This window comes from Novosphingobium jiangmenense (assembly GCF_015694345.1).
GTDB classification, from domain to species: domain Bacteria; phylum Pseudomonadota; class Alphaproteobacteria; order Sphingomonadales; family Sphingomonadaceae; genus Novosphingobium; species Novosphingobium jiangmenense.
On record NZ_JADQDC010000008.1, the window covers coordinates 1 to 25,915 of the forward strand.

General features: G+C 65.2%; 11 protein-coding genes. All 11 read right to left on the reverse strand.

What is annotated here, in order from left to right:
• Window positions 1-12,454 (reverse strand): hypothetical protein (locus tag I2488_RS12235; RefSeq protein WP_196276102.1); only part of this gene is annotated, 12,454 nt, incomplete at its 3' end.
• On the reverse strand, window positions 12,454-14,256 hold the full coding sequence (locus I2488_RS12240; protein ID WP_196276103.1) for a ShlB/FhaC/HecB family hemolysin secretion/activation protein: 1,803 nt from the start codon (window positions 14,254-14,256) through the stop codon (window positions 12,454-12,456). The genes I2488_RS12235 and I2488_RS12240, both read right to left, overlap by 1 nt.
• A 186-nt stretch (window positions 14,257-14,442) precedes the next feature.
• Window positions 14,443-15,168, reverse strand: a complete 726-nt coding sequence (locus I2488_RS12245; RefSeq protein WP_196276104.1) for a hypothetical protein — start codon at window positions 15,166-15,168, stop codon at window positions 14,443-14,445.
• A 51-nt stretch (window positions 15,169-15,219) separates the two neighbouring features.
• Window positions 15,220-15,987: a hypothetical protein gene (locus I2488_RS12250; protein WP_196276105.1), complete on the reverse strand. Its 768-nt coding sequence runs from the start codon at window positions 15,985-15,987 to the stop codon at window positions 15,220-15,222.
• Window positions 15,974-18,019 carry an adenylate/guanylate cyclase domain-containing protein gene (locus I2488_RS12255; RefSeq protein ID WP_196276106.1) on the reverse strand — a complete coding sequence of 682 codons (2,046 nt, stop codon included), beginning with the start codon at window positions 18,017-18,019 and terminating at the stop codon, window positions 15,974-15,976. Before I2488_RS12255 ends, I2488_RS12250 begins: the two co-directional genes overlap by 14 nt.
• Before the next feature lie 3 nt (window positions 18,020-18,022).
• A complete protein-coding gene (locus tag I2488_RS12260; RefSeq protein ID WP_196276107.1) occupies window positions 18,023-21,199 on the reverse strand; it encodes a CHAT domain-containing protein in 3,177 nt (1,058 codons plus the stop codon).
• A 176-nt stretch (window positions 21,200-21,375) separates the two neighbouring features.
• On the reverse strand, window positions 21,376-22,047 hold the full coding sequence (locus tag I2488_RS12265) for a nitroreductase (protein WP_196276108.1): 672 nt from the start codon (window positions 22,045-22,047) through the stop codon (window positions 21,376-21,378).
• 9 nt (window positions 22,048-22,056) lie between these two features.
• Entirely contained in the window at window positions 22,057-22,728 is a 672-nt protein-coding gene (locus tag I2488_RS12270) for a nitroreductase (RefSeq protein ID WP_343071061.1), read from the reverse strand.
• Between the two features lie 54 nt (window positions 22,729-22,782).
• A complete protein-coding gene (locus I2488_RS12275; protein ID WP_196276109.1) occupies window positions 22,783-23,337 on the reverse strand; it encodes a hypothetical protein in 555 nt (184 codons plus the stop codon).
• Window positions 23,327-23,857 (reverse strand): hypothetical protein, encoded by a 531-nt coding sequence (locus I2488_RS12280; RefSeq protein ID WP_196276110.1) that lies wholly within the window; start codon window positions 23,855-23,857, stop codon window positions 23,327-23,329. The genes I2488_RS12275 and I2488_RS12280 overlap by 11 nt, the downstream gene beginning before the upstream one ends.
• Window positions 23,858-24,083: 226 nt before the next feature.
• The gene (gene cobT / locus I2488_RS12285; protein ID WP_196276111.1) at window positions 24,084-25,901 is read right to left on the reverse strand and encodes a cobaltochelatase subunit CobT; all 1,818 of its coding nucleotides are present in this window, start codon (window positions 25,899-25,901) and stop codon (window positions 24,084-24,086) included.
• Between the last annotated feature and the right edge of the window lie 14 nt (window positions 25,902-25,915).

Here is a 25,915-nt window from a genome sequence, read left to right on the forward strand (position 1 = left end):
GGCCGGTGACGGTCGCATCGAGATTGCCCAGCGCGCCGAGCGAAGTGCCGCTGGCGCTTGCCGCCTGGAGCGCAAGGCTGGTTCCGGCGCTGGCCGTCGAGACGGCGTAGTCTCCGCCGAGCAGGACAGTGAGGCTGGTGCCTGCGGTGATGCCGCTGCCGGTGAGGTCGGTTCCTTCGAGGCCGACGCTGCCGGTGGCCCCGAGGGTGGTGAAGCCAAGCGTGCCAAAGCCCGCCGAGATGTTGCCGCCCGCCGTCGCCTTGCCCGTCAGCACCGCATCCTTGGCGATGGCGAGCATCAGGTCGCTACCGGCGTCGAGCACGCCCGCCTGAAGTCTGTCGGCGCCGAGCGAAAGGGTCGTGCCGGACTTGGCCGAGGCCAGCGTCAGTGCTCCGGTAGCGGTCACTCCGACGCTGGTACCTGCATCGAGCGTGCCGCCGGTGATCGTCCCACCCGACAGGAGAATGCCCTTGTTGGCGGTGATCGCGTCGAACGTGAGCAGCGCCGGGTCAATCGACACGGAGCCGCCCGTCGAGGACACCGTGCCAAGCGCCGCCGTATCGGTCACCGTCAGCGTCAGGTCGCCGCCGGCCGACAGGTCGGTTGCCGAAAGCGATGCGGCGGTGATGCCGAGGGTGGTCCCGGCGCTGGCAGTGCCGAGCGTGGCAGACCCGGTCAGCGATGCCGTAAGCGCGCCATCGGCGGACACGGACGTGCCGTTGATCGCGCCACCTTCGAACGTGGCAGAGCCGGTCACGGCGATCGTGTCGAAGCCGAGCGAATCTGCGGAGCTGAAGAAGTCGCCGCCTGCCGTGACCGCGCCGGCCAGCGTGCCCGTCCCGGCGATGGTCAGATTGACGTTGCCGGTGGCGTCGATGGCCTGCGCGTTCAGCGTTCCGGCGATGATCGAGGCGTTGCCGCCGACGCCGGTCGTCCCGGTGAGGTCAACCTGGCCCGACACGTCGACGAAGAGGTCGGTGCCGACCGAAAGATCGCCCACGGCAAGGCTCGCCGCCCCAAGCGTCGCCCCTACCCCTGCCTTGGCCGACGTCAGCGAAAGCGCATCTGTCGCAGTGATCGAAAGGTCGGTTCCGGCATCCAGAATGCCGCCGGTGATCGTGCCGCCGGAAAGCGTGATGCCGTTAGCTGCGCTAATCGTGTCGAATGTTAGAAGCGCCGGGTCGATCGACACCGAACCTCCTGTCGAGGAGACGGTGCCGAGCGCGGCTGTGCCGGTGATGGCGAGGGTCAGATCCTGGCCGGCCGTGAGCGTCGGGGCGGAGAGGCTCTGTGCCGTGATCGCAAGGCCAAACCCTGCGCTGGCGCTGTCGAGAGATACTGCGCCGCTTGAGTTTACGGTTGCGTCCCCAAATGCCTCGATCACGCCACCCGTTACCGTTCCGGCAGTGACGCCGATCGACGCGACGCTGGCGAGGCGCGCAAAGGTGAAATCGGATGCTTGGACTGCCACGCCGGTCTCGCCGTAAAGCGCGGTGACCTTCACCGCTCCGGTCGAGCTGACCGTCAGGCTGTCGTTGGCCGACAAGCCTTCAGCGCTGATGCTGGTGCCGGTGACGCCGAGCGTGCCCGCAGCGCCGACCGAGGCAAGGTTGATCGCGCCGGTTGCGTTCAAGGAAACGTTGGCGCCGCCGATTATGGTGCCGCCAGCGATGTCTCCGGCGGAGACCGCAAGCCGACCGGTTGCATTGATGCCCGAGAACGACAGGGACGCGGCCCGCAGATCGGCAATGCCATTGGCCGTAACCGTGCCGAGCGTAGCCGTGCCGCTGATCCCGAGATTGAGGTCTGCTGCGGAAAGATCGTCCAGTTGGAGGCTGCCTGCGAAAATCTCGCTGGTGCTGCCCGATGTTGAGCGGGCTAGCTTTACGGCGCCGTCGGCCGAGATGAGCAGGGTCGATGTTGCGTCGACTGTCTCGCCGGTGATCGTACGGGTAGCGAGTTCGATGCTCTGGCCCGAAAGGCTGGTGAAGGCGAGGTCGAGGGCCGAGACATAGAGCGACCCCCCGGCCGTGGCCGTGCCGAGCGTGGCATTGCCGAGCGGGACCAGCCGCGCGTTGCCGATTGCGCCGAGCGTGCCGACGTCAAGATTGGCGGCCTTGATCGAAAGGTCGGCACCGGAATTGACCGTCGCCAGTTTCACGTCGCCTGAAACGTCGACCGAGACCCCCGCCCCACCCTGCAGCGTGCCGCCGTCGACTGCTCCGCCCGCGATTGCGGCAAGGCCGGTGCTGGTCAGGCTGGTGAACTGCGAGGTTGCAGCGTTGAGCGAAGCAGTGCCTGCTGCCGTGCCTGTACCGAGGGCGATTGTCCCGTTCGCAAAGACGGAAAGGTCAGTGCCCGCGGCCAGTTCTCCGGCATCGACAGAGTCGGCGCCGATGCCGAGCGAGGTGCCGCTGGTGGCCTTGCCCAGCGTTGCTGCGCCGCTGAGCGATGCCGAGATCGCTCCGCCAGCGTTGACGGTGTCGCCATTGATGGAGCCGCCGCCGAAGATCGCGGCCGCGCCAGCTTCGATTGTCCCGAACGCAAGCGATGCTGCGGTGCTCGAGAAATCTCCGCCGACCTTGGTCAGCCCGGTGAGCGTAGCATCGCCGGTCAGCGACAGTTGCAGATTGCCGGTGACATCGAACGAGCTTGCCGAGAGGCCTTGCGCGGTGATCGCAGCATTTCCGCTGGAGTTTACCGCACCCGTCAGCAGTACGCTCTTCGCGATGGTCAGCGACAGATCGCCCCCCGCATCAAGCGCGCCTGCCTGTAGGCTGTCCGCGCCGAGCGACAGTGTCGTTCCCGAGGTGGCTGTAGTCAGCGTAAGCGCGCCGGTCGCGGTAACGTCGATGGTTGTACCCGCGTCGAGCGTTCCACCGGTAATCGTGCCGCCCGCAAGGGTGATGGAGTTTGCCGCGCTGATCGCATCGAAAGTCAGCAGCGCAGGATCGATCGAGACCGCCCCTCCGGTCGAGGTAACTGTGCCGAGCGCAGCCGTGTCCGTTACGGTCAGGACCAGATCGCCGCCTGCGGTGAGCGAGGGGGCGGTCAGGCTCTTTGCCGCGATCGTCAACCCAAGTCCGGCGCTGGCGCTGTCGAGCGTGACCGAGTCGGCAGCGGTCACGCTTGCGCTCCCCAGAGCATCGATCACGCCGCCGGTAAGCGAGGTGGCGTTGACGGTGACCGACGAGGCACTGGCCAGCCTGCCGAACGTGAATTCACCGGCCGTGACCGAGGCGCCGAACTCGCCATAGAGCGAGCCGACGGCGACAGCGCCCGTGGATTCGACGATCAGCGCATCGTTGCTGGAGAGGCCATCGGCGGTAATGCTGGTGCCGCTTACGCGCAGCGCGCCTGCGGCACTGGCCGAGGCGAGTTCGATCGCCCCGGTTGCCGAAAGCGTGAGGCTTGATCCGCCGCTGGCGCTGCCGCCGGTAATCGTGGCCGCCGAAACGCTGGCGGGTCCGCCCGCGCTGAAGCTGGTAAAGGAAAGCGCGCCCGCACCGACATTTGCCGTACCAGTGGCGTTGACGGTACCGAGAGTTGCATCGCCAGAAAGCGCCAGTGCGAGGTCACCCGCCACCAGTTCGGGAAGGTTGAGGCTGCCGGCGTAGATTTCGGTCGTGCTGCCCGAGGTCGAGCGATCGAGATCGACCGCACCATCGGCGGTGATCAGCAGGGTCGATGCAGCATCGATCGTACCGCCTATCACCGAACGGGCGGCCAGTTCGACAGTCTCTCCTTGGAGAGAGGTGAACGAGAGGTCGAGCCCGGACGCATAGAGGCTGCCGCCTGCAGTCGCGGTGCCGAGATCGCCATTGCCCGTCAGGGTCACGCGAGCATTCCCAGTTGCGCCGAGCGTCCCGCCGACAAGACTTGCGCCGTTGATCGCGAGATCCACAGTGGACGATGCGCTGGTGAACGCAACGCTGCCGGTCACATCGACCGAGACACCGCCACCGGACAGGGTCCCGCCATCGACTGCCCCTCCGCTGATGCTGGCAAGCCCTGTGCTCGAGAGGCTGTCGAACTTGACCAGATTGGCCCCAAGCGAAGCGGTCGTGCCTGCCGTGGCCGTGCTGAAGGTCAGCGTGCCGGTCGCGCTGACATCGATGCTGGTGCCTGCGTCCAGAGTGCCGCCGGTGATCGTGCCGCCCGACAGCGTGATACCTTTGTTGGCGGTGATCGCGTCGAACGTGAGCAGCGCCGGGTCGATCGACACGGAGCCGGCGGTCGAGGACACGGTGCCGAGCGCCGCCGTGTCGGTCACCGTCAGCGTCAGGTCGCCGACCGACTGGAGGCTCGTCGCCGAAAGCTTGCCCGCAACGAAGGCCAGCGTGGTTCCGGCGCTGGCAGAGCCGAGCGTGGCCGAGCCGGTGATCTTGCCGCTGATCAGGCCGTCAGCGGCAATGATCGAGGCATCGAGCGAGCCTGCCGTGATGGTGAGATCGCCGCCCGCGCTGTAGCCTGTGACGCCGGCAAGGCCGGTGACGGTCGCATCGAGATTGCCCAGCGCGCCGAGCGAAGTGCCGCTGGCGCTTGCCGCCTGGAGCGCAAGGCTGGTTCCGGCGCTGGCCGTCGAGACGGCGTAGTCTCCGCCGAGCAGGACCGTAAGGCTGGTGCCCGCAGTGATGCCGCTGCCGGTGAGGTCGGTTCCTTCGAGGCCGACGCTGCCGGTGGCCCCGAGGGTGGTGAAGCCAAGCGTGCCAAAGCCCGCCGAGATGTTGCCGCCCGCCGTCGCCTTGCCCGTCAGCACCGCATCCTTGGCGATGGCGAGCATCAGGTCGCTACCGGCGTCGAGCACGCCCGCCTGAAGTCTGTCGGCGCCGAGCGAAAGGGTCGTGCCGGACTTGGCCGAGGCCAGCGTCAGTGCTCCGGTAGCGGTCACTCCGACGCTGGTACCTGCATCGAGCGTGCCGCCGGTGATCGTCCCACCCGACAGGAGAATGCCCTTGTTGGCGGTGATCGCGTCGAACGTGAGCAGCGCCGGGTCAATCGACACGGAGCCGCCCGTCGAGGACACGGTGCCAAGCGCCGCCGTATCGGTCACCGTCAGCGTCAGGTCGCCGCCGGCCGACAGGTCGGTTGCCGAAAGCGATGCGGCGGTGATGCCGAGCGTGGTCCCGGCGCTGGCGCTGTCGAGCGTGGCCGACCCGGTCAGCGATGCAGAAAGCGCGCCATCGGCGGACACGGACGTGCCGTTGATCGCGCCACCTTCGAACGTGGCAGAGCCGGTCACGGCGATCGTGTCGAAGCCGAGCGAATCTGCGGAGCTGAAGAAGTCGCCGCCTGCCGTGACCGCGCCGGCCAGCGTGCCCGTCCCGGCGATGGTCAGATTGACGTTTCCGGTGGCGTCGATGGCCTGCGCGTTCAGCGTTCCGGCGATGATCGAGGCGTTGCCGCCGACGCCGGTCGTCCCGGTGAGGTCAACCTGGCCCGACACGTCGACGAAGAGATCAGTGCCGACCGATAGATCGCCCACGGCAAGGCTCGCCGCCCCGAGAGTCGCCCCTGCCCCTGCCTTGGCAGAGGTAAGCGAAAGCGCGTCTGTGGCTGTGACCGAAAGGTCGGTCCCGGCGTCCACCGTGCCGCCGGTGATCGTGCCGCCGCCGAGCGTGATGCCGCCTGCCGACGTAATACTGTCAAAGGTGAGCAGCGCTGGGTCGATGAACACCGAACCGCCTGTCGAAGAAACGGTGCCCAGCGCGGCCTCGTTGGTGACCTTGAGTGTGAGATCGCCTGCGGACTGCAGGGAATCTGCAGCGAGATCGGTCGATGTCAGCGACAGGAGGCCACCGGCATCGGCGCTGGTGCCGCTGATCGATTGCCCTTTGATCGTCAGATCGCCGTCGGTGACGATGGTGCCGAAAATGGCGACGGTGCCTGCGGTGAGCGAGAGATTGCGCACGGCGGAGGATGAATCGACTTGCAGCGCCGTGCCGGACGAGAAGACGCCATCGAAACCGCCGAGAGACAGCGAGCCGATGCGGATTTCGCCGGACGCGGAGATATTTGCGGATGTACCGAGCGAAAGCGTGCCGGTTCGCAGGGAGCCAAGCGCCTTGAAGCTAACTTCGGTTTCGCCGCCAGCATCGGTGGCCGTGGTCAGTTCGCGGGCAGCGATGAGTGAGTTTGCGTCGATATCGCCATTGATCGACAGGCCAATGTCGTCGCGGGTGGCTTCGATGTTGCCGGTGCCGGTGAGATTGCCCGCAGCCGTGAGGCGGACGGTGGCACCGGTCAGACCGGAATTGCCGAGCAGCGCGATATCCCCGGAGAGCGACATGATCGAGAGTTCGTCAACCGCCGTGATCTGCGCGGTGTTCTCCAGATCGCCGAGCGTGACGGCTCCGGTGGCGCGAAGTCCGACCGTATCGCCGTTGATGGTTCCCGTCGCCTTGATGTCGAGCGGTACGAAGTCACCACCGCCGATGCTGACAAAACCGGTAGCGTCGACGTCGCCGATGCAGATGGCGCCTTCAAGGCACTCGGGGTCGAGCCGCCCGCCGTCATCCCTGCGATTGGAGGCTGGCGTCAGGGTATCCAGCACATCGGCGCGGAAGAAGGCACCGGCAAAGCTTGCAGACCTGGCATCGATGGCCGCGCCTGACAGGTCCACACCGCCCGATCCTGAGTCAACCGTAGTGCCGAGGCCGAAGGACAAGGTGGCGATGTCGGTCGCGGCGAGCGAATAATCTATCGTCTGGCCACCAGCCGCGAAAACGATGCGATCCGGCAGGGAAGACGGGCCGGTGTTGGCGGTGAAGGCATTGTTAGCGCCGACGAGGATGTCGTTGCCCGAACGCACACCAATACCACGTCCAGCCGTGAAGGTCGTGCCGTCAAGCGTCCGGATCGATCCGCCGCTGTTGAGATCGAGACTGCCCGAAGCGTCGAACTGGCCGCCGCCCGCGGCCTCGCCGAGAGTTAGCAGCCCGTCGAAATAGAGATAGCTGCCATCCGCTATCGCACCGGCTTCGACAATGACGTTTGCGCCGGTGATGTTGCGGATTGTGGCATCGTTGCCGGCCCGTACGGCGACGTCGCCGTTGGAGAAGTAGCGTGTCCCGGCATCTCCGGTGACATCTCCGGCTGCGTAGACCTCGAGGCTGCCAAGACCCGCCAGTTCCACCGGCCCGGTCAGGCTGAAAGCGCCCGATGAGTCTATGACGAGGCTGCCGCTCGCTTCGACCGGGCGGCAGGTTGCCGACACGCAAGAGGTGCTGACCACGCCGACAGAGCCGAATGATGAAAGCTCGATCGATCCGCCAGAGAAGCGGCCCGTGCCGTCTGCGCTGATCGAAATGCCGGAATCGCTTTGCAGGTACGCCGTGCTCGCACTGAGCGAAGCGCCGTTGGCAAGGCCGAGCGCGATGTTGCCGCCGGACAGCAGGGTGAGATCGGAATCGACGACGATTCCGCCGGTCGTAACCGATACATCGAGAGCCGGATCGACGGTCGCCGGGAAGCCCGAGGCATCGCCGCGGAAACTGCCGAAATGCAGGCCACCGCCGTTGGCCGTGCTGGAATTCGCCAGCGAGATTCCACCGGCAGCGCTGCTCGCCGAAAAGCCCAGCCCGACGAACAGCCAGTTGCTGGTAACGTCGGCCGTGACGGCATCGGCGTTGATCTGGCCGAGGCCGCCGGAAGCATGATCGCTGGCCGAGAACGCGATTGTCCCGCCGGTCGGCAGCAATTCGCTTCGGGAACCGGGCAGGCCGCTCCCACCGGGACCGCTGCCGCCGGACGCGGCAATGTTGCGGAACTGCGTGGTGCCGATCGCCGTCGCGTCGAGCGCGCCGAAGTTCAGCGTCCCGCCATCGGCGCCGAACGAGACGGCACCACCGTTGCCAGCCTGGGCAAGGCCAGTGTTGCCGCCGTTGCCTCCCGGTGTTCCAGCTTCTGTCGCCGGAGCGCCGTTGCCGCCAAGTCCTGCGAGGCCGCCCGTACCATCAGCCGAGATCGTGCTGGTGCCGGAACGCCCGACCGTGGCAACGCCCTGACGATTGGCCGCAAACTGGACGGTTCCGCCCGTCCCGGAACCACTGGCACCACCGTTTCCGCCCGACGCACCGCTTGTGCCGATCGCGTTCTCGGCCTGGCCGCCGTCGCCACCCAGACCATGAACCGAAATCGAGATGCTGCCGTCTATTGCGGCAAGCGCGATCGACCCTTCGAGATCGGCCAAGAGGCTGAACGTACCGCCTGTCCCGTTGCCCCCTGCGCTGCCGTCGGTCGACTGGCCCGAAGGCGCAAAACCGGCGCCACCTGCACCCGTTCCGCCCAAACCCTGCGCGCTGGCGAAAAGGCTGTCGGCCGAGATGCTCGAACCCGAATCGGTCGAGGTGAAGGCAATGGTGCCTCCCTGCCCGGCCCCGCCAGTGCCGCCGAGCGATGGCGTCGGCGTGCCGAAGGTGCTCGCGCCAAGGCGGCCACCGCCGTTTCCGCCCGAGCCGGACGCGGTCAGGCTGAGACTGTCGAAGACGAGACTGCCGCCGCTCTGCGCTGTTACACTGATGGTGCCACCGAAGCCGTCGGCTCCATTACCGCCGTTGCCGAGGCTGACGCCTCCGGTCAGGCCAGCATTGCCGCCAAGACCGCCACCGCCACCAAAGCCCGAGGCATCGAATGACGAACCTGCGGAGAAACCGACAACCGAAAGTTTGCCGAGATTGCGGGCCAGGAACGAAACCTCGCCGCCGGTCCCTACACCGCCATCGCCGCCGTTGCCCGCAACATCGTTGCCATCGACGCCAACGCCCCCGGTGCCGCCGAACCCGCCAAAGCCGGACGCCTGCAGCGCCGGTCCCAGCGCCGTCAGGTCTACGCCATCACCATCGACGGCGATCTCGGCAAGGCCACCTCTGCCAGATCCGCCGCGCCCGCCGTTGCTGCCAACCTGGCCGTTGCCACCATTGCCGCCGCTGCCCTGCGCCGACACGGTCAGATCGCTGAGCGTGATCGTCCCGCCGGTCCCCAGAACCCGGGCAGTGCCGCCCGTTCCGTCGCCGCCCGAGCCACCTTTGACGCCGGTCTCGCCGACGCCGCCGGTGCCATCGGCGATAACACTGACAGTGCGGAAGTCGCCCAGGAAATTCTGCTTATCGAGCGACGTCCCGATCTCGAAGAGTGCGCTGCCGCCAGTGCCGTTGCCACCGTTGGCGGCATTGACTGCAGTGTCGGTGCCAAACGCGAGAATTCCGGGCAAGCCGCCAAGGCCCGATGCATCTGCGCCGATGTAGGACGCTTCAAAGGTGCCCGAGAGATAACGGATGGTTGCGCTGCCCCCCAGACCGTTCCCGCCATCGCCGGAATAGAGCGGATCGCCACCGCCGCCGTCGTAGGCATAGCCGCCCCGGCCACCTTCGCCGACCGCACCGACCTGGACCGCAGGCGGAATGTCGCCATAGGGATCCATCGCGAGCAAAGATCCGCCATCGATGGTCAGAAGCGAGGTGCCGCCGGTGCCCGTACCGCCCTTGCCCGGCCTGACCACGCCGCTGAATTCGTTGCCGCCGTAGCCGAAGTAGCTGGGTTCGCCCAGACGAGGATCGGTAATCGCCTTGTTGCCGTTTGCCTCGACCAGAAGGAACTCGGTGCGGATCGTGCCGCCGGTCAGCGAGGCTGTGGCATTGCCGCCGGTGCCCGCGCCACCATTGCCCGCGTCGATGCCGAAGGCTGCATTCGCCCCGTCACCACCGAAGCCGGATGCGGCCACAGTGATTTCGGGGGCGGAGATAAGTCCGCCCGTCACGTTGAAGCTGGCGGTCCCGCCCTGACCGAGGCCGCCGGCCCCAGGCGTTCCACCGTCGACGTTGAGGCCATTTCCACCCTCGCCATTGGCGCTGACGACGAGCTTGCTGGTGGTGAAAGTGCCATCGGCAATGCCAAACGTCGTGGTGCCGCCAACACCGGTTGCGCCATTTCCTGCCTGCGCGATCAGCCCGGTTCGTGAGAACACGGCTGGCCGACCGCCTTGGCCGAGGCTGGAGAGCGTGACATTTTTGGAGATCAGCGCCGCGGTCTTGCCCGACTGGTGGAAGGTGACGGATCCACCGGTCCCTGTGCCCGAAGCTCCCGCGATATCGTCGCGCCGACCTGCGACGCCGTTCGCCTCCAGAAGGAGGTCGCCGTTGTAAGTTGAATCGGCGAGGGTAAAGCCAACTGCCCCGGCGGTCCCGCTGCCCCCGTCGACGCCGGTGCCGCCCCTTGCGTAGGAGCTCACTGTCGCACCCACGTCGATCGTCACCGAAGAACCGTTGCGGATGATCGCCGAGGCGCTACCCGAGATTGCGTTTCCACCGCTTACCCCAGACAGCGCCTCGGTCGTCACATCGAGAGAACCCGCCAGCAGGGTGCTGGCATCGCTGACGAACGAGACATTTGCCGAATTCTGGACGCCAGTCGCAAAACGCCCGGATGCAAAGACTTCTACCGCTGACAAGAGGGTATCCAGCCGGGAATTGTTCGAAAGCGTCAGCGAGACCGTGTTGGGTGTGACGAGATCGCCGTAGGCTTCGGAATAGATACTGATCTGCCCGCCGGAAGCCGCGGTCCTGCTGTTCACATTGTCATAGCTCAGCGAAACGTCGCCAAGCGTGGCGATGCCCGTGTCGCTGGCGGATGCGTAGTTCGAGACGTTCAGTCCGCCGGTCGTGGCAATGTCGGTAAGGTTCGCGAAGCTGACGGAGACTGCTCCCGCAGTCGCATCAAGCGGACTGGGTTCGAGACCCGAATAGGTCAGGGCGTCGGAGTAGACCGAAACGGAAGTCGAACTGTAGGCACCGCCGTTCACGGCCAGCGACACATCGCCCGAGACAGCGTCTCCACCGGACAAGGGCTGCTGGAGACCGAAGAAGCCATTCTGGGCCGAGGACGACACCGTGACATCGCCGAGGGTGACGCTGCGGGTGGTCGATGGAACGGAATTGTCGACCGAGATGCTAACCTTGCCGGATGTGGCGCTGCCCGCAGAAAGCGCGCCCACGCCTGACGTTGCGTCGCTTTGGACCGAAGTGCCAAAGGCCGAGACATTGCCGTCCTTCACGATCAGCGATGCGTTACCAGAGGTCGCGTTCTCGCCAACGCTTCCGGGCAGCAGGGCATCGCCATTGCTTGGATCGGTCTGAATTGCGCCGAGCGCCCTCGAAGACAGGGTGAGCGCACCGCTGACCGAGAGGCTTCCGCCGCCCGCAACAGTCGCCGTGACGTTACCAGCAGAAGCACCGTTGGCCGATGCGAGGGACAGATCGCCCTCGACTACCAGCGCGTTCGCGTTGTCGATCGTGGCTGCGATGTTGCCGCGTGCGTTCAGGGTCGCGCTACCGTGAACCGTCGAGCTTGCCGTCGTGGCGTCGAGGGTGATCTTGCCCGTTGCATCGGCGAACAGATTGTTGGTTGCGCCCTTCGAACCGACCGTCAGGTTCGAGATTGCGAGCGAAGCATCTCCGCCGACAAGGCTGCCGGCAACGATGCTCCCGCCCGAAACGTTGCGACCGGCCGAAAGCACGATCGAGCCGTCAACGACTTCCGCCGTGGTCGCGCTGTCATAGCCAAGGCGACCCGAGACCATGGCCGTCATCGCCTGGTTCTTGGGTACGGCGACGAGGTACACGCCGTGGTTGGTGTCGATCGAGCCGTCGTTCGCCGCCCATGTGGTGCTGCCGGTGTGCGAAATGCCGGTATCGTCTTCAGACCCGCTGTCGACAATGATATCGAACAGGCCGCTGTTGATCGTCATCGTCGCGGCACTGGCGGCAACATAGGCGGCTGAGCCGTTGACCTTGACGGTGCCGGCCTGATCAATTTTCGGTGCGACAAGTGCAACGTAGCTGCTGTTCGCAAGCGTGGCGTTGATCTGGGCGCCAGACTGGATCGAGACCGAAGACTTGGGGTCGATCGCGCTGCCGAAGCGGATCTCGTTCTTGTCTCCGTAAAGGCGGGAGACGGTGTCGCTTGCTGGATCGATCGTGATAGGCAGCGAGGTCAGGATCAGGCTGCCGACGTTGAAGACGCCTTTGGGGCCGACGACCCAGCCGCCCGCGTTGTAGAACCAGACCTTGCCAAGGCTGCTGGATTCCACTGTGCCGGAGATTGACAGCGGGCCGCCTACCGCACTGTCGGTCACGCGGTTGAGCACGGTGTAGGGGGCGCTGCCATCGTAGATGAAGCGCAGGGTGTTGCCCTCGGGCAGGAACACACCGCCGCTGTCAGTGGCGCTCCAATCGATCAGCGCCTCGCTGCCGTCGACGAAGACAGCGTCGAGACCGGGGGTGGAGCGGGAGATCCCGCCGATGCCGAATTGCGGCGTAGGAGTGCCATTCACGGCCTGTGCGCGGACGGGGCTGGCGGCGAGGACGAGAGATGCTGCGCCGATGGAGACGCCGGCCAGCAGCTTGGCCATGCCGGGCTTGCGACGAACATTTGGCGAAACACGGGCGGTAATGGGCATCACAGCCTCCACGGCAGGAGCTGGAACGAAAGGTTGAGCATGAACCGGGCCTTGCCCTTCACGTTCAGGCCAAGCGGATCATGCAAGGGCACGGCGACACCGGCATCGAGCCGGATGGCATCGCGGATCGCGGCGCGCACCCCGCCCCCGACCGACACGATCTTTTGGGGATTCAGCCCGTCGAACGCGGTGTCATGGTTCCACACCCAGGCTGCATCGGCATAAGCATAAGGCTGGAACGCGCTTCCTCCGGCCACTTTCGGGAAAAGCGAGCCAAGGCGGATTTCTCCGCGGACGCCCACGCCGCTGTCACCGATCACGGCGCCGGGATCGTAGCCCCGCCCGATGGTGTAGTTTCCGCCCGAGAACTCCTCATAGGACAGCAGCTTGTCGGGCGAATACTGCGCGCGGGGTTGCAGGCTCAGCGTGATGGCGCGGACAGGACGATAGTCGAACACGCCGGAGGCACGCAGGACGAAGCCCTTGGCGGTGCCTTCGATGCGGCTTGGCGTGACCTTTCCGGCGCCGCGGCACGTCGGCGCATAGATGCCGAGACAGCCCTTCGTCGCATCGAGAACATCGAGCCCATGCCGCGCCTCGAGCGAAAGGCCCCAGGACCAGTGCGGCTCGAACGGCGTGAAGCCATCGCGGCCGGTAAGGCTCTTGCGGCTGACACCATTGGCGTCGGCACGCAGATAGAGCACGCGAAGCCGGTCGCGATTGAGGGGGATGCTGCCGAAATCGAGGTCCTGATTGGAAAGTTGCCCGCCTAGAGCCAGAGCGAGATTGTACGCCTGCGAACGGATCAACGGGTAACTGCCTTCCAGCGAGGCAGAGAGCGTGCGCGAGTGGAAATCGGCGCGGGAGTCGATGACCGTGGGATTGGTCCAGCCATAAGTGAAATCGCCGCGCAGGACGAAGCCTTCCCCGCCCAGCCGCATTTCATGGCCGAGTTGCAGGACCTTCTGCTCATGCAGATCTGTTGTCGCGAAGAAACTGGCGGTGGTCGAATCTCCAAGCCCGGTCAGGCCGTTGAGCTGGACTCTTGCCAAACCGCTGTAGCGACCGACAGCGCGCGAGCCGTAGTTCTGCACGCCGATCTCGGCATAGACGGGCACGCGCCGCACGGAAACTTCGCCCACCACTTCACCGGGTGAACCTTCGAGTGGGCGCAGGGCCAGACGCACGTCGAGGCCGGGCACGTCCTTCGCCAGCAACAGATAGCGCTCGGCCTTATGGGTGTTGAACACCGGCTCTCGCGTCAATTTGGCAAGATACCTGAGCAGCGTCTTTTCGGAACGACCGGGATCGCCTTTGACCTGAACCCGCTTGAGATGGGCGAGCAGCACATCGAGGCGCACGGCCCCGCCATCGATCTTCTGCGGCGGCACCTGTACCGCCGCCAGATAGCCTGCGGTGCGCAGCTTGGTTGCCGCGCGGTCACGGATCTCGCAGATTACGGCGACCGGTTGCTCGGTTCCGATGAACTCCGCATAACTGTCCGACAGGTCGAACCCCGGCAGATCCTGCATGCCGCCGAATGTCACCGACGAAAGCTTCAGACGAATGCCCGAGAAGTCTGGCGCAGCCAGAGGACAAGGTGCGCGTTCAACTTCCGAGGTGTCAACCGACACCGGACCGCTGCGATTGAGCGTGCCCTCGGCAACGCCGCGCTGGATTTCCTCGCGCGTCGGCGGCTGAATCGTCGCAGGCGGAACGGATTGCGCCAGAGCGCTGGCGGCCCAGAATCCGAAGGACAGAAACGGAAATATGCTTGCTGCACCTGTCCGCAGAAGCCGCAAAAACCGGCGTCTGTCCCGGACTCGGACAGATATTTCGCCCTCAACAGCGGGCAGGGCAGCAACGCGATCGGCCATCACAGTCGAATCTCCACAGGCGCGACCCGTGGCAGCTTAACCAGTTGGCCTCTCAAGGCTCTGTCTTGTTGGGGAAATATCGAAGGCGGAGATTCGCCTTACGTATTTCCACTAGGGATGTTGCTCTTGTATTTCCGGTTCCGCAAGGGTTGCCGCAAGCCAATCGAACTGCGCCTTGCAACCGTTGTCGAGAAGCAGCGTGCCAAGCGAGGCGGCGTCCGCCGGGACGGCTTCGGGTTCAAGCATGACGATGCGGAACTCGGCCGCCTTGTCCGGGCTCGTTTCGTCGTAGATGCGGTAGACCCTGCCCTCCTGCGGGGCCAGCATGGTCTTGGGCCAGGCAATACCCACCGTCTTGGGCGGCCATTGCATCCGCACCATTTCTCCGCCGGCGCTCTCGGTCAGCCAGGTAAAGCTGCGCGCCTTGCTTTCCGTGCGCCAGAGATAGAGGTCACTGCCGCGCGGTACGCAGACGTTCCCGCCCTCGGTGGTATCAGCCAGCCAGATGCTGACCGGCATGACGTTCTCACCTGATGTGTCGCCAGAACCCCGCACCGCCCCGGCCCTGACCGAAGCAGGGTTGCTGAGGGATCGGGCAAGCAATGCTGCGGCGCTGCGATCACGGTTGACCGCATTGTCGAGCGTGAAACTGCCAGCGCCCTTGAGAACGCGAGTTCCCGCCTTGTCGAGAACCGTCACTACGTCCCCGGACTTGAGCACGACCTGCATATTGGCCGGAAGTCGCTTCCCCTTGGGAAAGGCGGCGGCGGAAGGCCCGGTGGAGCGGACGACCACGGCCTGGGCGTGGGCCACATTCCCGGCGAGTACGCCAGTCATGCCAAGTGCGGCAATTATTCCATGAAAAGCCAGAGCCTTGCAGCGCATTCCTCAGCCTCCGACTTGACTGGACTGGGCGAGATTGGCGAGCATATCGAGTTGCGCCGTGCAACCCTTGTCGGCGATGACGCCTGCCACCTCTAGTTCGTCGGAAGGCACTTGCGCCAGAACCATCGTCCGGATCTTTACCGGCATGCCGACAGCATTGCTGAAGGTATAGGTCTGCCCATCGACCACTGGCACGCTCGCCGCCGGCCAGACCTTGAGCGCGCTGCCCGCGCGCCACGTGACATCTGCCGAACTCCCGTCCTGCGAAAGCAGCTTGCCGGTGCCTTCTTCGGTCTTTTCGGGCCGCCACAGCAGCACGGTTGCCGGATCGGCGACGCAATAGGTGCCGCCCTTGCTCACGTCGATGTACCAGATGTTCTCGGGGCCGGTCGGAGCGCTCATCACCGGGCCGCTCACAGCCCCGCGCACGGCTCCGGTCCGGGTGCGCGAGCCTCCGGTCCGTGCCATCATCGTTGCAAGTTGCGCCCCGCCGCCCGCATCGCGATTGACCTCACCATTGAGCGCAAAGGTGCCCGGCCCGTTGAGAACGCGTGTGCCGGCCTTGTCGAGCACGGTGACATGATCGCCAGCCTTCAGCGTGACCGACGTGCCCGCCGGCAGCTTGCGCCCTTGCGGATAGGTCTGCGCCGAAGGACCGGTGGAGCGGACCACGACCGACTGGGCCACGGCGTGGCTCGTCAGTGCCAGTCCGGCAATGGCCGAGACGCTCGCCGCGAGAGCGCGCAACTGCTTGCCATCAACCAAGAACATAACTCTCTCCCTTGTGCGTCTGCCGCAGTCTCTGGATCAGATTGATCATTGCCTCGTCGTCATGCGCCGATTCGAGGATCGTGTCTGTGAGAGCTTTCACACGATCCGTGTCACCTGCCGCATGTGCCTCGACAGCCTCGACAGCAATGCGGCGATGGACATCGTCCATTTCCGGAACCGGTTCGAAGATGTCGACCGGGGTCTTGCGGCCGCGCAGCGTCACTGAACCCATCGGCCTGAACCAGTCCAGCCCGGACCGTTCCGCTGCCTCGCGGCTTACCAGAACCCGCGTATCAAGGGGCTTGTTCGCGCCTTCCAGACGCGCCGCCGTGTTCATCGCATCGCCGAGCGCAGTGTACTGGATGCGCCCTTCCCCGCCGAAGTTGCCGACCACCGCCTCGCCGTAATGCACGCCGACACGGGTGCGGCCAATCTTGGGCACGCCCTCGGGCACGGCTTTGCGGAACTCCTCGCCCGCCAGATACATCGCCCAGGCCGCCTTGACCGCACGTCCGCCATCGTCCGGATAGGCGATCGGCGCTCCCCAGAATGCCACGACCGCATCACCGACGAACTTGTCGAGCGTGCCGCCGTATTGGAGGACAACGGCGCTGAGACGATCGAGATAGTCGTTCAGCAGGCGTGCGATCATTTCCGGCTCGACCGCATGCGTCAGCTTGGTGAACCCTTCGAGGTCGCTGAACAGGCAGAATATCTCGCGCTTCTCACCATGCAGCGAAAGACGCTCGGGGTTGCGCATGATTTCCGAGGCGACCGAGCGGGGAAGGTATTTTCCAAGGGCACCCTGCGCAAACTCGCGCTGCGCGGCGTTGATCGCGCGCAGGCCCGAACTGATCGCCGTATAGGCCAGAAGCCAGCCGATGAGCCAGCCAGTGGCCGGCAAATCGAGCGTATCATATCCGGCGCGCTCGACGAGAAATGGCATGGCCAGGAACAAGGCAAACTGGGCGAGTACGGCAAGGACCAGCAACCAGGTCCGCCATTGCGCGATTGCCGTCGCAGCACCAAGAGCGACTGCCAGCACAGCGGCCAGCACTTTCAAGGATCCCGCAGGCTTCTGCTTCCACGCCTTGTCCAGCAACTGCGCGAGCATCGAGGCATGGACTTCGACGCCGATCATTCGCGTCTCGCCCGTTACCGGATTGCCGGTGCGGGTGAAAGGCGTGTCAAACTGGTCGAAGTCCGAAAAGTCGCCGCCGATCAGGATGTAACGGCCCTTTATCGCATCTGCGACCAAGGGGGCCGTTTCAGGGTCTGCCACGAGATCGATCGGGATCTTGTCAAACACTGGCCGGTCGCTCGCCGAAGGCACGCGGTAGCGGATCGGGCCGGTGTAGCTGGCAAACCGAGCATCGGCATCAGGGCTGCCATTGGTGAGCGCAAGCGACAGCAGCGGCGGTAGTCCCGGATATTGCCGTGGCCAGCGCCTGGCGACACCATCGGCATCGGTCTCAAGCAGGATCGAGGCCGGCTTTACGCGCTGGCTGCTCGCGCTGCTGATGAAGCCCCTGAGATCCTGCTCCTGCTCGTAAGTGATCGCCTCGGGGTTGGTCCGGTTATCGGCGTAGGCCAGAAATACCGGGGTCTTCATCCCCTTCAGCGACGCTCGCAGCAGATCATCGTCATCCTGCGGGCTGTCGAACAGCACGTCGATCCCGACCCCCTTGGCGCCAAGCTGGTCGATCTGCGTGAGGGCCTTGGCGAGAATGGTGCGGTCAACCGGCGATATCTGTCCGGTAGCGCGATTGGTGTCGGCGGTGTAGACCACCAGCGTCACGCGCTTGTCGGTATCGGTGGGAGGGGCGAAGTTCGCGGCCCGAAGATCGTACAGCGCCGCTTCGGCATCGCGCAGCAGCGGCAATCGCCAGCTGCTGATCGCGATGTAGAGCGCAAGACCAATCAGGACCACTGCGACTGCGAGGCGCTGCCACCCCAGCTGCCTCAGGCTGCGCCTGGCAGTTCGTCCGATATCGCGCGGCCCCTCTGCGCCTACGCGGCTTTCACTCGCCATGCTTCAGTTTCCCCCCGGCCCCCTGTTCACGGCCGCTGACGTGCCGGTTGCCAGAGCAGCCATGCGCGCACCTTGTGCAACCAGCGGTCGTGCTCCGTCACCGATAACGGCGAAGCCGGCCCAGTAATAGGGGTGTGATGTATCGACATCGGACATGAGTTGCTGCTGCGCCTTGAGCAGCGCCTCGCCCGACGGGGTACCTGCCTTTGCCGCGAACAGGCCATTGATCAGGCGCGCAGTGGCGTCGAAATCGTCAGGCGCAGGCCAGTGACTGGCCAGAACCGACCGGCTGCCCGCGCCGATGAAGGCGCGGACAAGCCCTTCCAGCGCAGAGCCGCCACCCGTCACGATGCCTGCATCGCGGGTTGCGGTAACGTCGGCCTCACCAGCCGTGTCGCAAGCCGAAAGGATCACCATGTCGGCATCAAGCTTGAGGTCGAAGATCTCGGCAAAGCTGAGCAGTCCATCCGAGCCCTGGGGGCCGAAGGAGGTGACCAATGCCGGTCTTGCCGGACAGGTTGGCCGGGGCGGCGTGACCAGTCCATGCGTGGCAAAGTGCAGAATGCGGAAATTGTCGAGATCGCTCCGCGCCTTGATCGCGGTGTCCGAGAAGGCGGAGCCGACCATCAAATCGGTGCCCTGACCCGACAGCAGCATGCGCGCCTTCAGCAATTCGGCTTCGGAGATCGGGCGGCTCCAGGTCGCCAGGGGCCAGTTGCAATCGGCGGTCATGTCCCCGGCACCGCCCCGGACATTTCCGACCGACTGCGCAGCCGTGCCTGTCACCGCGGCATTGCGGCCCAAGCCGAGGTAAGCCTCATGCGCCTTCGATCCCGGAACCTTGCGCGCATCCATGAAGGCGCGGGCCGATACGGCAGTCGAAACCAGCTTGTTCTGGGCGAGCCATTTTACGCCGCGCAGGTCGAAGGGATCACCGGCGGGATCGCTGGCCTGGGCAATGTAGGCCTTCGCCGATGCCTCGTCGGCAATGAGAACGTTGACCGGCAGCTTGAGCATCGCGCCGTCCGGTTCGAAGATCAGATGGTGCGCGGCTGCAAGATCGGCTGAAACCGGGCCGAACAGCGCCTTGTAGATCCCGGCAGCCTCGTTCGCCGCGAAGGTGCCGGTCACGTACTGCTTGCCGTCAAACCGCGAGATCGAATCCCGGATCGCCTTGACCGACTTGTCGAGTTCCCCCGCAGTAATCGCCGCGCGATAGCCCACAGCGCGGTTCTTGCTGGCGAAGAACACGAAAACGTCAGGCCCCAGAACCGCCATCTTGGCATAGACTTCGTCAGCCCCAAGCCCGTCCTGCAGTTCCTTCTGGCTGATCACGCTTTGCGTCACGACGCGATAGCGCGCGTAGTTGGCGAGTTCGATGACGGTGGCCTGCTCTTGCGCCTCGAGGTCCGCAACGCGCTTGGCCGCATCCGCGATCTCGTCGGTTCTGGCAGCAGCGTCGTCCAGTCGCTGCAAGGCCGCGTAAGTCATGCGGGCACGCTCGACCGCGCGGGTCAGGCTGTTGGACTGGCGGAACAGGCGGGAGGCCTCGTCGCTCCCCGCCGACAGTTCGCGGGACAGCACGGCCTGCGTCTCGGCGACGCCCGGCCGTACGAGGATCTGCGAGGCTTCGAAAAAGGCGTTGCTCGTCTCGGCATCACCATTCATCCGCGCGGTCAGCAGATCGAAATAAGGCACCATCTGCTTCGACAGCCCGGACAGCCCGTTCTCGCGCTTGACCGAGCGGGAAACGACTTCCCGATAGATCGGTGCGGCTTCATCGGCGCGATCGTGGCGGGCGAGATAGGATGCCAGCCTCGCCTGCGCCGCCGCAAGGCTGCGGGTTTCAGGATACTGCACGCCGACGATGTCCACCGCCGAGCGGAGCAGGGATTCGGCATCCTTCTGGCGCCCTTCGTCTTCCGCGATCGAGGCCAGTTCCGTCAGCAGTTGCGCCCGCATCCGCACGATCGACACGACGCGCCCGTTGCGAACACTCAGCGCCCGCCCCTGCGCCTGCTCCAGCGCCGCCTGCGCTTTGGCGCGCTTTCCTTGCAGGCGCAGCGCCGTGCCGCGCAGTTGCAGAGCTTGGGCATCGAGGATCGTCGCGCGCTCGTCATCAGTAAGGCGCAGGTCATCGACCAGACCCATGGCATTTGCGGTGAGATCGGACGCGTTGATGCGGCGCGAGACGGACGGCGTAAGCTCCATCGTGTCACGCAAGCTCTCGGCGCCCATCGCGCTGGTGCGGCGCAGAGCCAGCCCGAGACGCGCCAACGCATCGTCGTAACGTTCCTGGTTCAGCAGATGGATCGTCTCGTAGTTGCGGCGCAGGCGCTCGACCACGCCGCTCCCTGCCGGAAGCGCGTCTGCTTCGGCAAACAGGCGATCCGCTTCGGCGAACTGGCCGAGATTGGAGCGTTGCAGCCCAGCGTTCACGAGAAACTCGACCCGGTCGATCGGCACGTCACCGGTCGATGCCTGACGCTGGTCCAGCGTCTCGAAGTAGGCCGCAGCCTCGGCATAGTCGCCCGAATTGTTGCGACGATAGCCTTCTGCCAGCGCCGTCGCCGGATCGAGCGTCAGCGCCTGGATGCGCGCATAGGCCTCGGTGTCGTTGACTGAAGTCGTCGCGACTTCGATCGGCTCGTCCAGCAGCCGGTCGGCATAGATCGAGCGCAAGGCGAGATCGAGTGCGCCATGATAGGCGGAGAAGCCTTCGACCACGAAAGTCGTGTTGCCGCGCGCCACGCTGACGACCTCGTAGGCCAGATCAGGGTCGTTCCAGCGACATTCCTGCCGCACCCTGCCCGCTACCGATGCCTTGGCTGCACTGTCGCAAGTAACCTTGCCGCGCCGCCGCTCGGCAAGCCGGGCAAGTTCATCGTCCTGCCCGTGGCGCAAGGCGAAGACATGGCCGACCGGAAGCGCCGAATCGCGGCAGACGATTGCCCATGTCCGGTCCATCGGCGAACGGTTGGCCGGGTCGGTGGTACGGGACTGCACCTGGCAAAGCGCCTTGCTTCCGCCCGAACCGAGTGGGAAACTGTCCCGCAGCAGCAGCGATCCGGTATCGGCCTGTGCGGTCGACGCCCACAGACCTGCTGCCAAAGCCAGCGCTGTTGCGCTCGCACCGACGAACCTCGAGTGACGGTCATGCCCTTTGCCACGGTCACGCATCGTGTGCTCCCTCGGCCCGCCCTGACGGAAGCAGCGCTTCCGACGGTCGTGGCCGTTGCATCCAATAATCGCGTAACCCGAGGACTCTTGTGCCTTGTTGCACAGCATAAGCGCGAACGCGCTCCGGTGCCAAGCGATACACCCCCCTGGCAGACACAAATTGTATCAAATCGACGTCAGAAGCCGTCGAAGACCACTGCTTCGGCGAGGGGTGCGCGGGGAACGTCGAACCGGTTCACCTCGGCCTGCGCGTCACGATAGCCGATAGCGAGGCCGCAGAAGAACACGTGGTCATCCGGAATGGCAACGCAGGCGCGCACCTGCTTCTGATAGACTGCCCACGCTTCCTGCGCGCAGGAATCGAGCCCTTCCTCGCGCAGCAGCAGCATCACCGTTTGCAGCCACATGCCGATGTCCGACCACTGCGGCGGCCCCATGTAGCGCGGGGTGTGGACCAGCATCAGCGCAGGCGCGCCGAATGCCCGGAAGTTGTTCATGAACTGGCCGAGCCGACCTCGCTTGTCCTCGCGTCCGATGCCGAGCGCGGCATACATCGCCTCGCCCACGCCATAGCGCCGCGCCTCGTAGGCACCATCAAGCTCCGGCGGATAGATCGCGTATTCGGGGGAATGCGCACTTCGCCCCTGCGGGATGACCTCGGCAACACTGGCAACCAGGCGGGCAAGCGGCTCACCGGCCAGGACGTGCGCATTCCAAGGCTGCACGTTCCCGCCCGAGGGCGCGCGCTGGGCCTTCTCGAGGACGCCCCGCAACACCTCGACAGGCACCGCATCGGGCCGGAAACTGCGGACCGAGCGCCGCGACAGCACTGCCTCGGTCACATGCATCGCAGGGTCTCAGAACCCGAGGAAGCGGACGTTGCCGTCAACCGGCTCGCGCTCGCGCGGGAAGCCATTCACCGGATTGTCTTCCACGCGATAGCCGATGGCGATGCCGCAGAAGAAGATGTGCGTCTCATCGGACACGCCGATGAAATCCTTGATCAGCCTGGCATACATGGAGAGAAACTCCTGCGGGCAGGAATCGAGCCCTTCCTCGCGCAGCAGCAGCATGACGGTCTGCAGCCACATGCCGACGTCGGACCACTGCGGCGGCCCCATGCGGCGATCAAAGTAGCAGAGCAGCACGGCGGGCGCACCGAACGACGTGGCGTTGTTGCGGACGAAGTCCGCGCGCGCGTCGGAATCACTCCTGCCGACACCCATCGCCGTGTACATCGCAGCACCGACCGCCTGCAGCCGGGCCTTGCATTCGGGGATCACTTCCGGATCGGACCACGAATACTCGATCGGGTCCTGCATCGGCGAGGTCAGCATCTTCTGCTGAAGCTCGGCCAGCGGCGCACCGGTGACGATCGTCGCTTCCCAGGGCTGGAAGTTGCAGCCTGATGGCGCCCAGCGCGCCTTGTCCATGACCCTGCGCAGCGTTTCGAGCGGCACCGGATCGGGCTTGAACACCCGGATAGAACGGCGGGACAGGACGGCTTCGCTGACGGTCATCGTACTCATGCCGGATTAACTGCCCGGTTAAATCGAGGCAGTCAAGCCGGCATGCATGTTCGGTCAGTTTGCGGCTGCGGGCGCTTCAGCCGGAGCTGCTGCGGCTGCAGGCGCTGGGGCAGATGCTGCGAGCGCCGCGGCAAGCTGGTCAGGACGAAGCGCACCCTCACCCGGCCCCATGTCGTCGGCATCGACCAGCTTCAGCTTGTTGTTCTTGCGGAAGTCAGCCTCGGTGGAAGGTGCAAGGTCAGGACGGCCGACCATGATGCCCATCTTGATGCGGCAGGTCGCATACTGCGTTTCGTCTGCTTCGACTTCGAGAGCGAGAACGTCCTTGGCCTCGCTCTTCACGGTGAACTCATGGCGGCCCGGCTCCGTCACCATCACGAAGTAGCGACCCGCGCCAAGCGAGCTGACCTTCTGGCCCTTCTCGTTGACCGAGCAACCGACAGCAAAGCCCATGCCGCCGGGACGGAAGAACACGACCTGTCCCTTGCCAGCAGGTGGTGCAGGAATCGCAATCGGTGCGGCAGGCGCATCGGACTTGTCAGCGGCCAGCACCGGGCTGGTCAGCGTCGATGCTGCCAGAGCCAGAGAAATTGCAGTCTTACGGAACATTGGAAACCCCTTCCTTCGTCACAACCTTTTCAATCGACCTCGGCTCAGCCGGCTTTTCAGCAGCGTCAGCCGGAACATCGACCCAGAACGGTTCTGCAGTCTTGGCATCGGCAAATGCACCAGCAGGCACGTCAATGTGCTTGCCTCGAACAAAAAGAGCTGGAAAGCCAACGGCGACACCAACCGCAAACGCGAGGCCTTGCTGGTCCCTGCCTGCCCCATTCAGATGCATGCTGCGCAACCGCAGACGCTTCTCGCCGATCTGAAGAAACCGCGCGGCGAGCACCAGTTCACCACCGACGCCGACGCCTGTTTTCTTGGCATGAACGACTTCGCCCTGGCCGGTCGTTCCCGCAGCAATCAGTTGATTGCCGCCCACCACAATGGGAGAAACCAACGCCAGACCAAAAGTCTGGCCAGTGACGCTGGTCCGGCTGCTGAGAGGCTCTGCAAGCTCGATCTGGATGGGCGTCAAAGCCGGAATGCAGGTGCCCGGGCGATGTTCGGACAGGGCGACCACACAAGGGTCAAGCATTGCGGGCTGAGCGGAGGAGGGCTGCGGCCCGACGTTCGCGGCGCCAGACGGTGCCGTCGTCGCCACATCCTGCGCATGCGATGTATGCCAAGCCAAACATGTCACGACCGCAACAGCCGCGACGGCGCCCCTAAGTCCCTGCCCCCAAGTCATGGCTTGGTGTTAGACATTGTAATGAAGATGACAAGCGAATTTACTGCGGCTTTGCAGTTCAACTCTCATCCTCAAACAGATCCGCCAACTGTTCGATAATCGTGCCGCCCAACTGTTCGGCATCCATGATCGTCACCGCGCGACGGTAATACCGCGTCACGTCGTGGCCGATGCCGATGGCGACAAGTTGTACCGGCGACTGCTTCTCGATCCAGTCGATCACCTTGCGCAGGTGCTGTTCGAGGTAGCCGGCATTGTTCACCGAAAGCGTTGAATCGTCGACCGGCGCGCCGTCGGAAATGACCATCAGGATGCGGCGATCCTCGGGCCGGGCGAGCAGGCGCGTATGTGCCCACAGCAGCGCCTCGCCGTCGATGTTTTCCTTGAGCAGGCCCTCGCGCATCATCAGGCCGAGATTCTTGCGCGCCCGGCGCCAAGGCTCGTCGGCCTTCTTGTAGACGATATGGCGCAAGTCGTTGAGGCGGCCGGGTTGCGAGGGCTTGCCGCCTGCCAGCCAGGCTTCACGGCTCTGCCCGCCCTTCCAGGCGCGGGTGGTGAAGCCGAGCACTTCGGTCTTCACGCCGCAGCGCTCCAGCGTGCGCGCAAGAATGTCGGCACTGATCGCGGCAATCGAGATCGGGCGACCTCGCATCGACCCGGAGTTGTCGATCAGCAGCGTGACGATCGTGTCCTTGAACTCGACATCGCGCTCGATCTTGTAGCTGAGCGAATGCCCGGGCGAGATTACCACGCGAGCGAGCCGCGCAGCATCGAGCAGGCCTTCTTCCTGGTCGAAGTCCCAGGAACGGTTCTGCTGCGCCATGAGGCGGCGCTGCAGCCGGTTGGCAAGGCGCGTCACGACGCCCTGCAGGCCCTTGAGTTGGGTATCGAGGTAGGCGCGCAGCCGCGTCAGCTCTTCCTCGTCGCACAGGTCGGTGGCCGAGACGACCTCATCGAACTGCGTGGTGTAGCTCTTGTAGTCGAAGTTCTCGGGCAGGTCGGTCCACGGACGGTTCGGGCGCGTGGGCAGCATGCCCTCCTCGCCCTCGTCAGCCATGTCGGAATCGGCGGCATCGTCGTCCTGCTCGATTTCCTGCTCGGAGTCCGAATCCTCGTCGCCCTCGCTGGTATCGCCAGCGACTTCGGACGGCTGCTGTTCCTGATCGTCGGAATTCGAAGGCTCTTCCTCGCCCTCGTCTTCCTGCTCCTCGCCCTCGTCGTCCTGCGTATCCTCGTCCTGCTCGGACGCGGACTGCGTGAGGTCGAGATGCTGCAGCATGTCGAGTGCGAGCTGCTGGAAGGCGCGCTGGTCGTCGAGCGACAGCGCCAGTCCTTCGATGTCATCGCCGACCTTGCTCTCGATCCAGCTGCGCACCATCGCCATGCCGGTATCGGTCGAAGCCGGGGATTCCTGCCCGGTCAGCTTCTCGCGCAGGAGCAGCGCCAGTGCGGTGGGCAGAGGCACGTCCTCGGGCTTGGCGGCACGGCTGATCGGGTCCGACGCCATGCGCATGGCCAGCGCCGCGCCCAGATTGCCGCGCATTCCTGCATAGGCGTTCGCGCCCAGGGATTCGTAACGCACCTGCTCGACAGCGTCGTAGCAGGCCCGCGCCAAGGCCTCGGTCGGCGCATTGCGGCCATGCAGCGCGGCGTTGTGATGCCGCAGCCGCAGCGCCATCGAATCCGCGTGGCCGCGCGCTTCGGCAACCTGCTCAGCCGGGAGCGAGCGCCCCGGCATCGGTACGCGCATCGACTGCCCGGACTGGACCGGCGCATCGGCCGTCCACGCCACCTCGACCTCGGGATCGAGCGAGATCGCCCGCGCGGTGCCGGTCAGCACCGAACGGAAGCGGTCGAGGGGAGTTTCGTCAGCCAATGCGCAACTGCCTG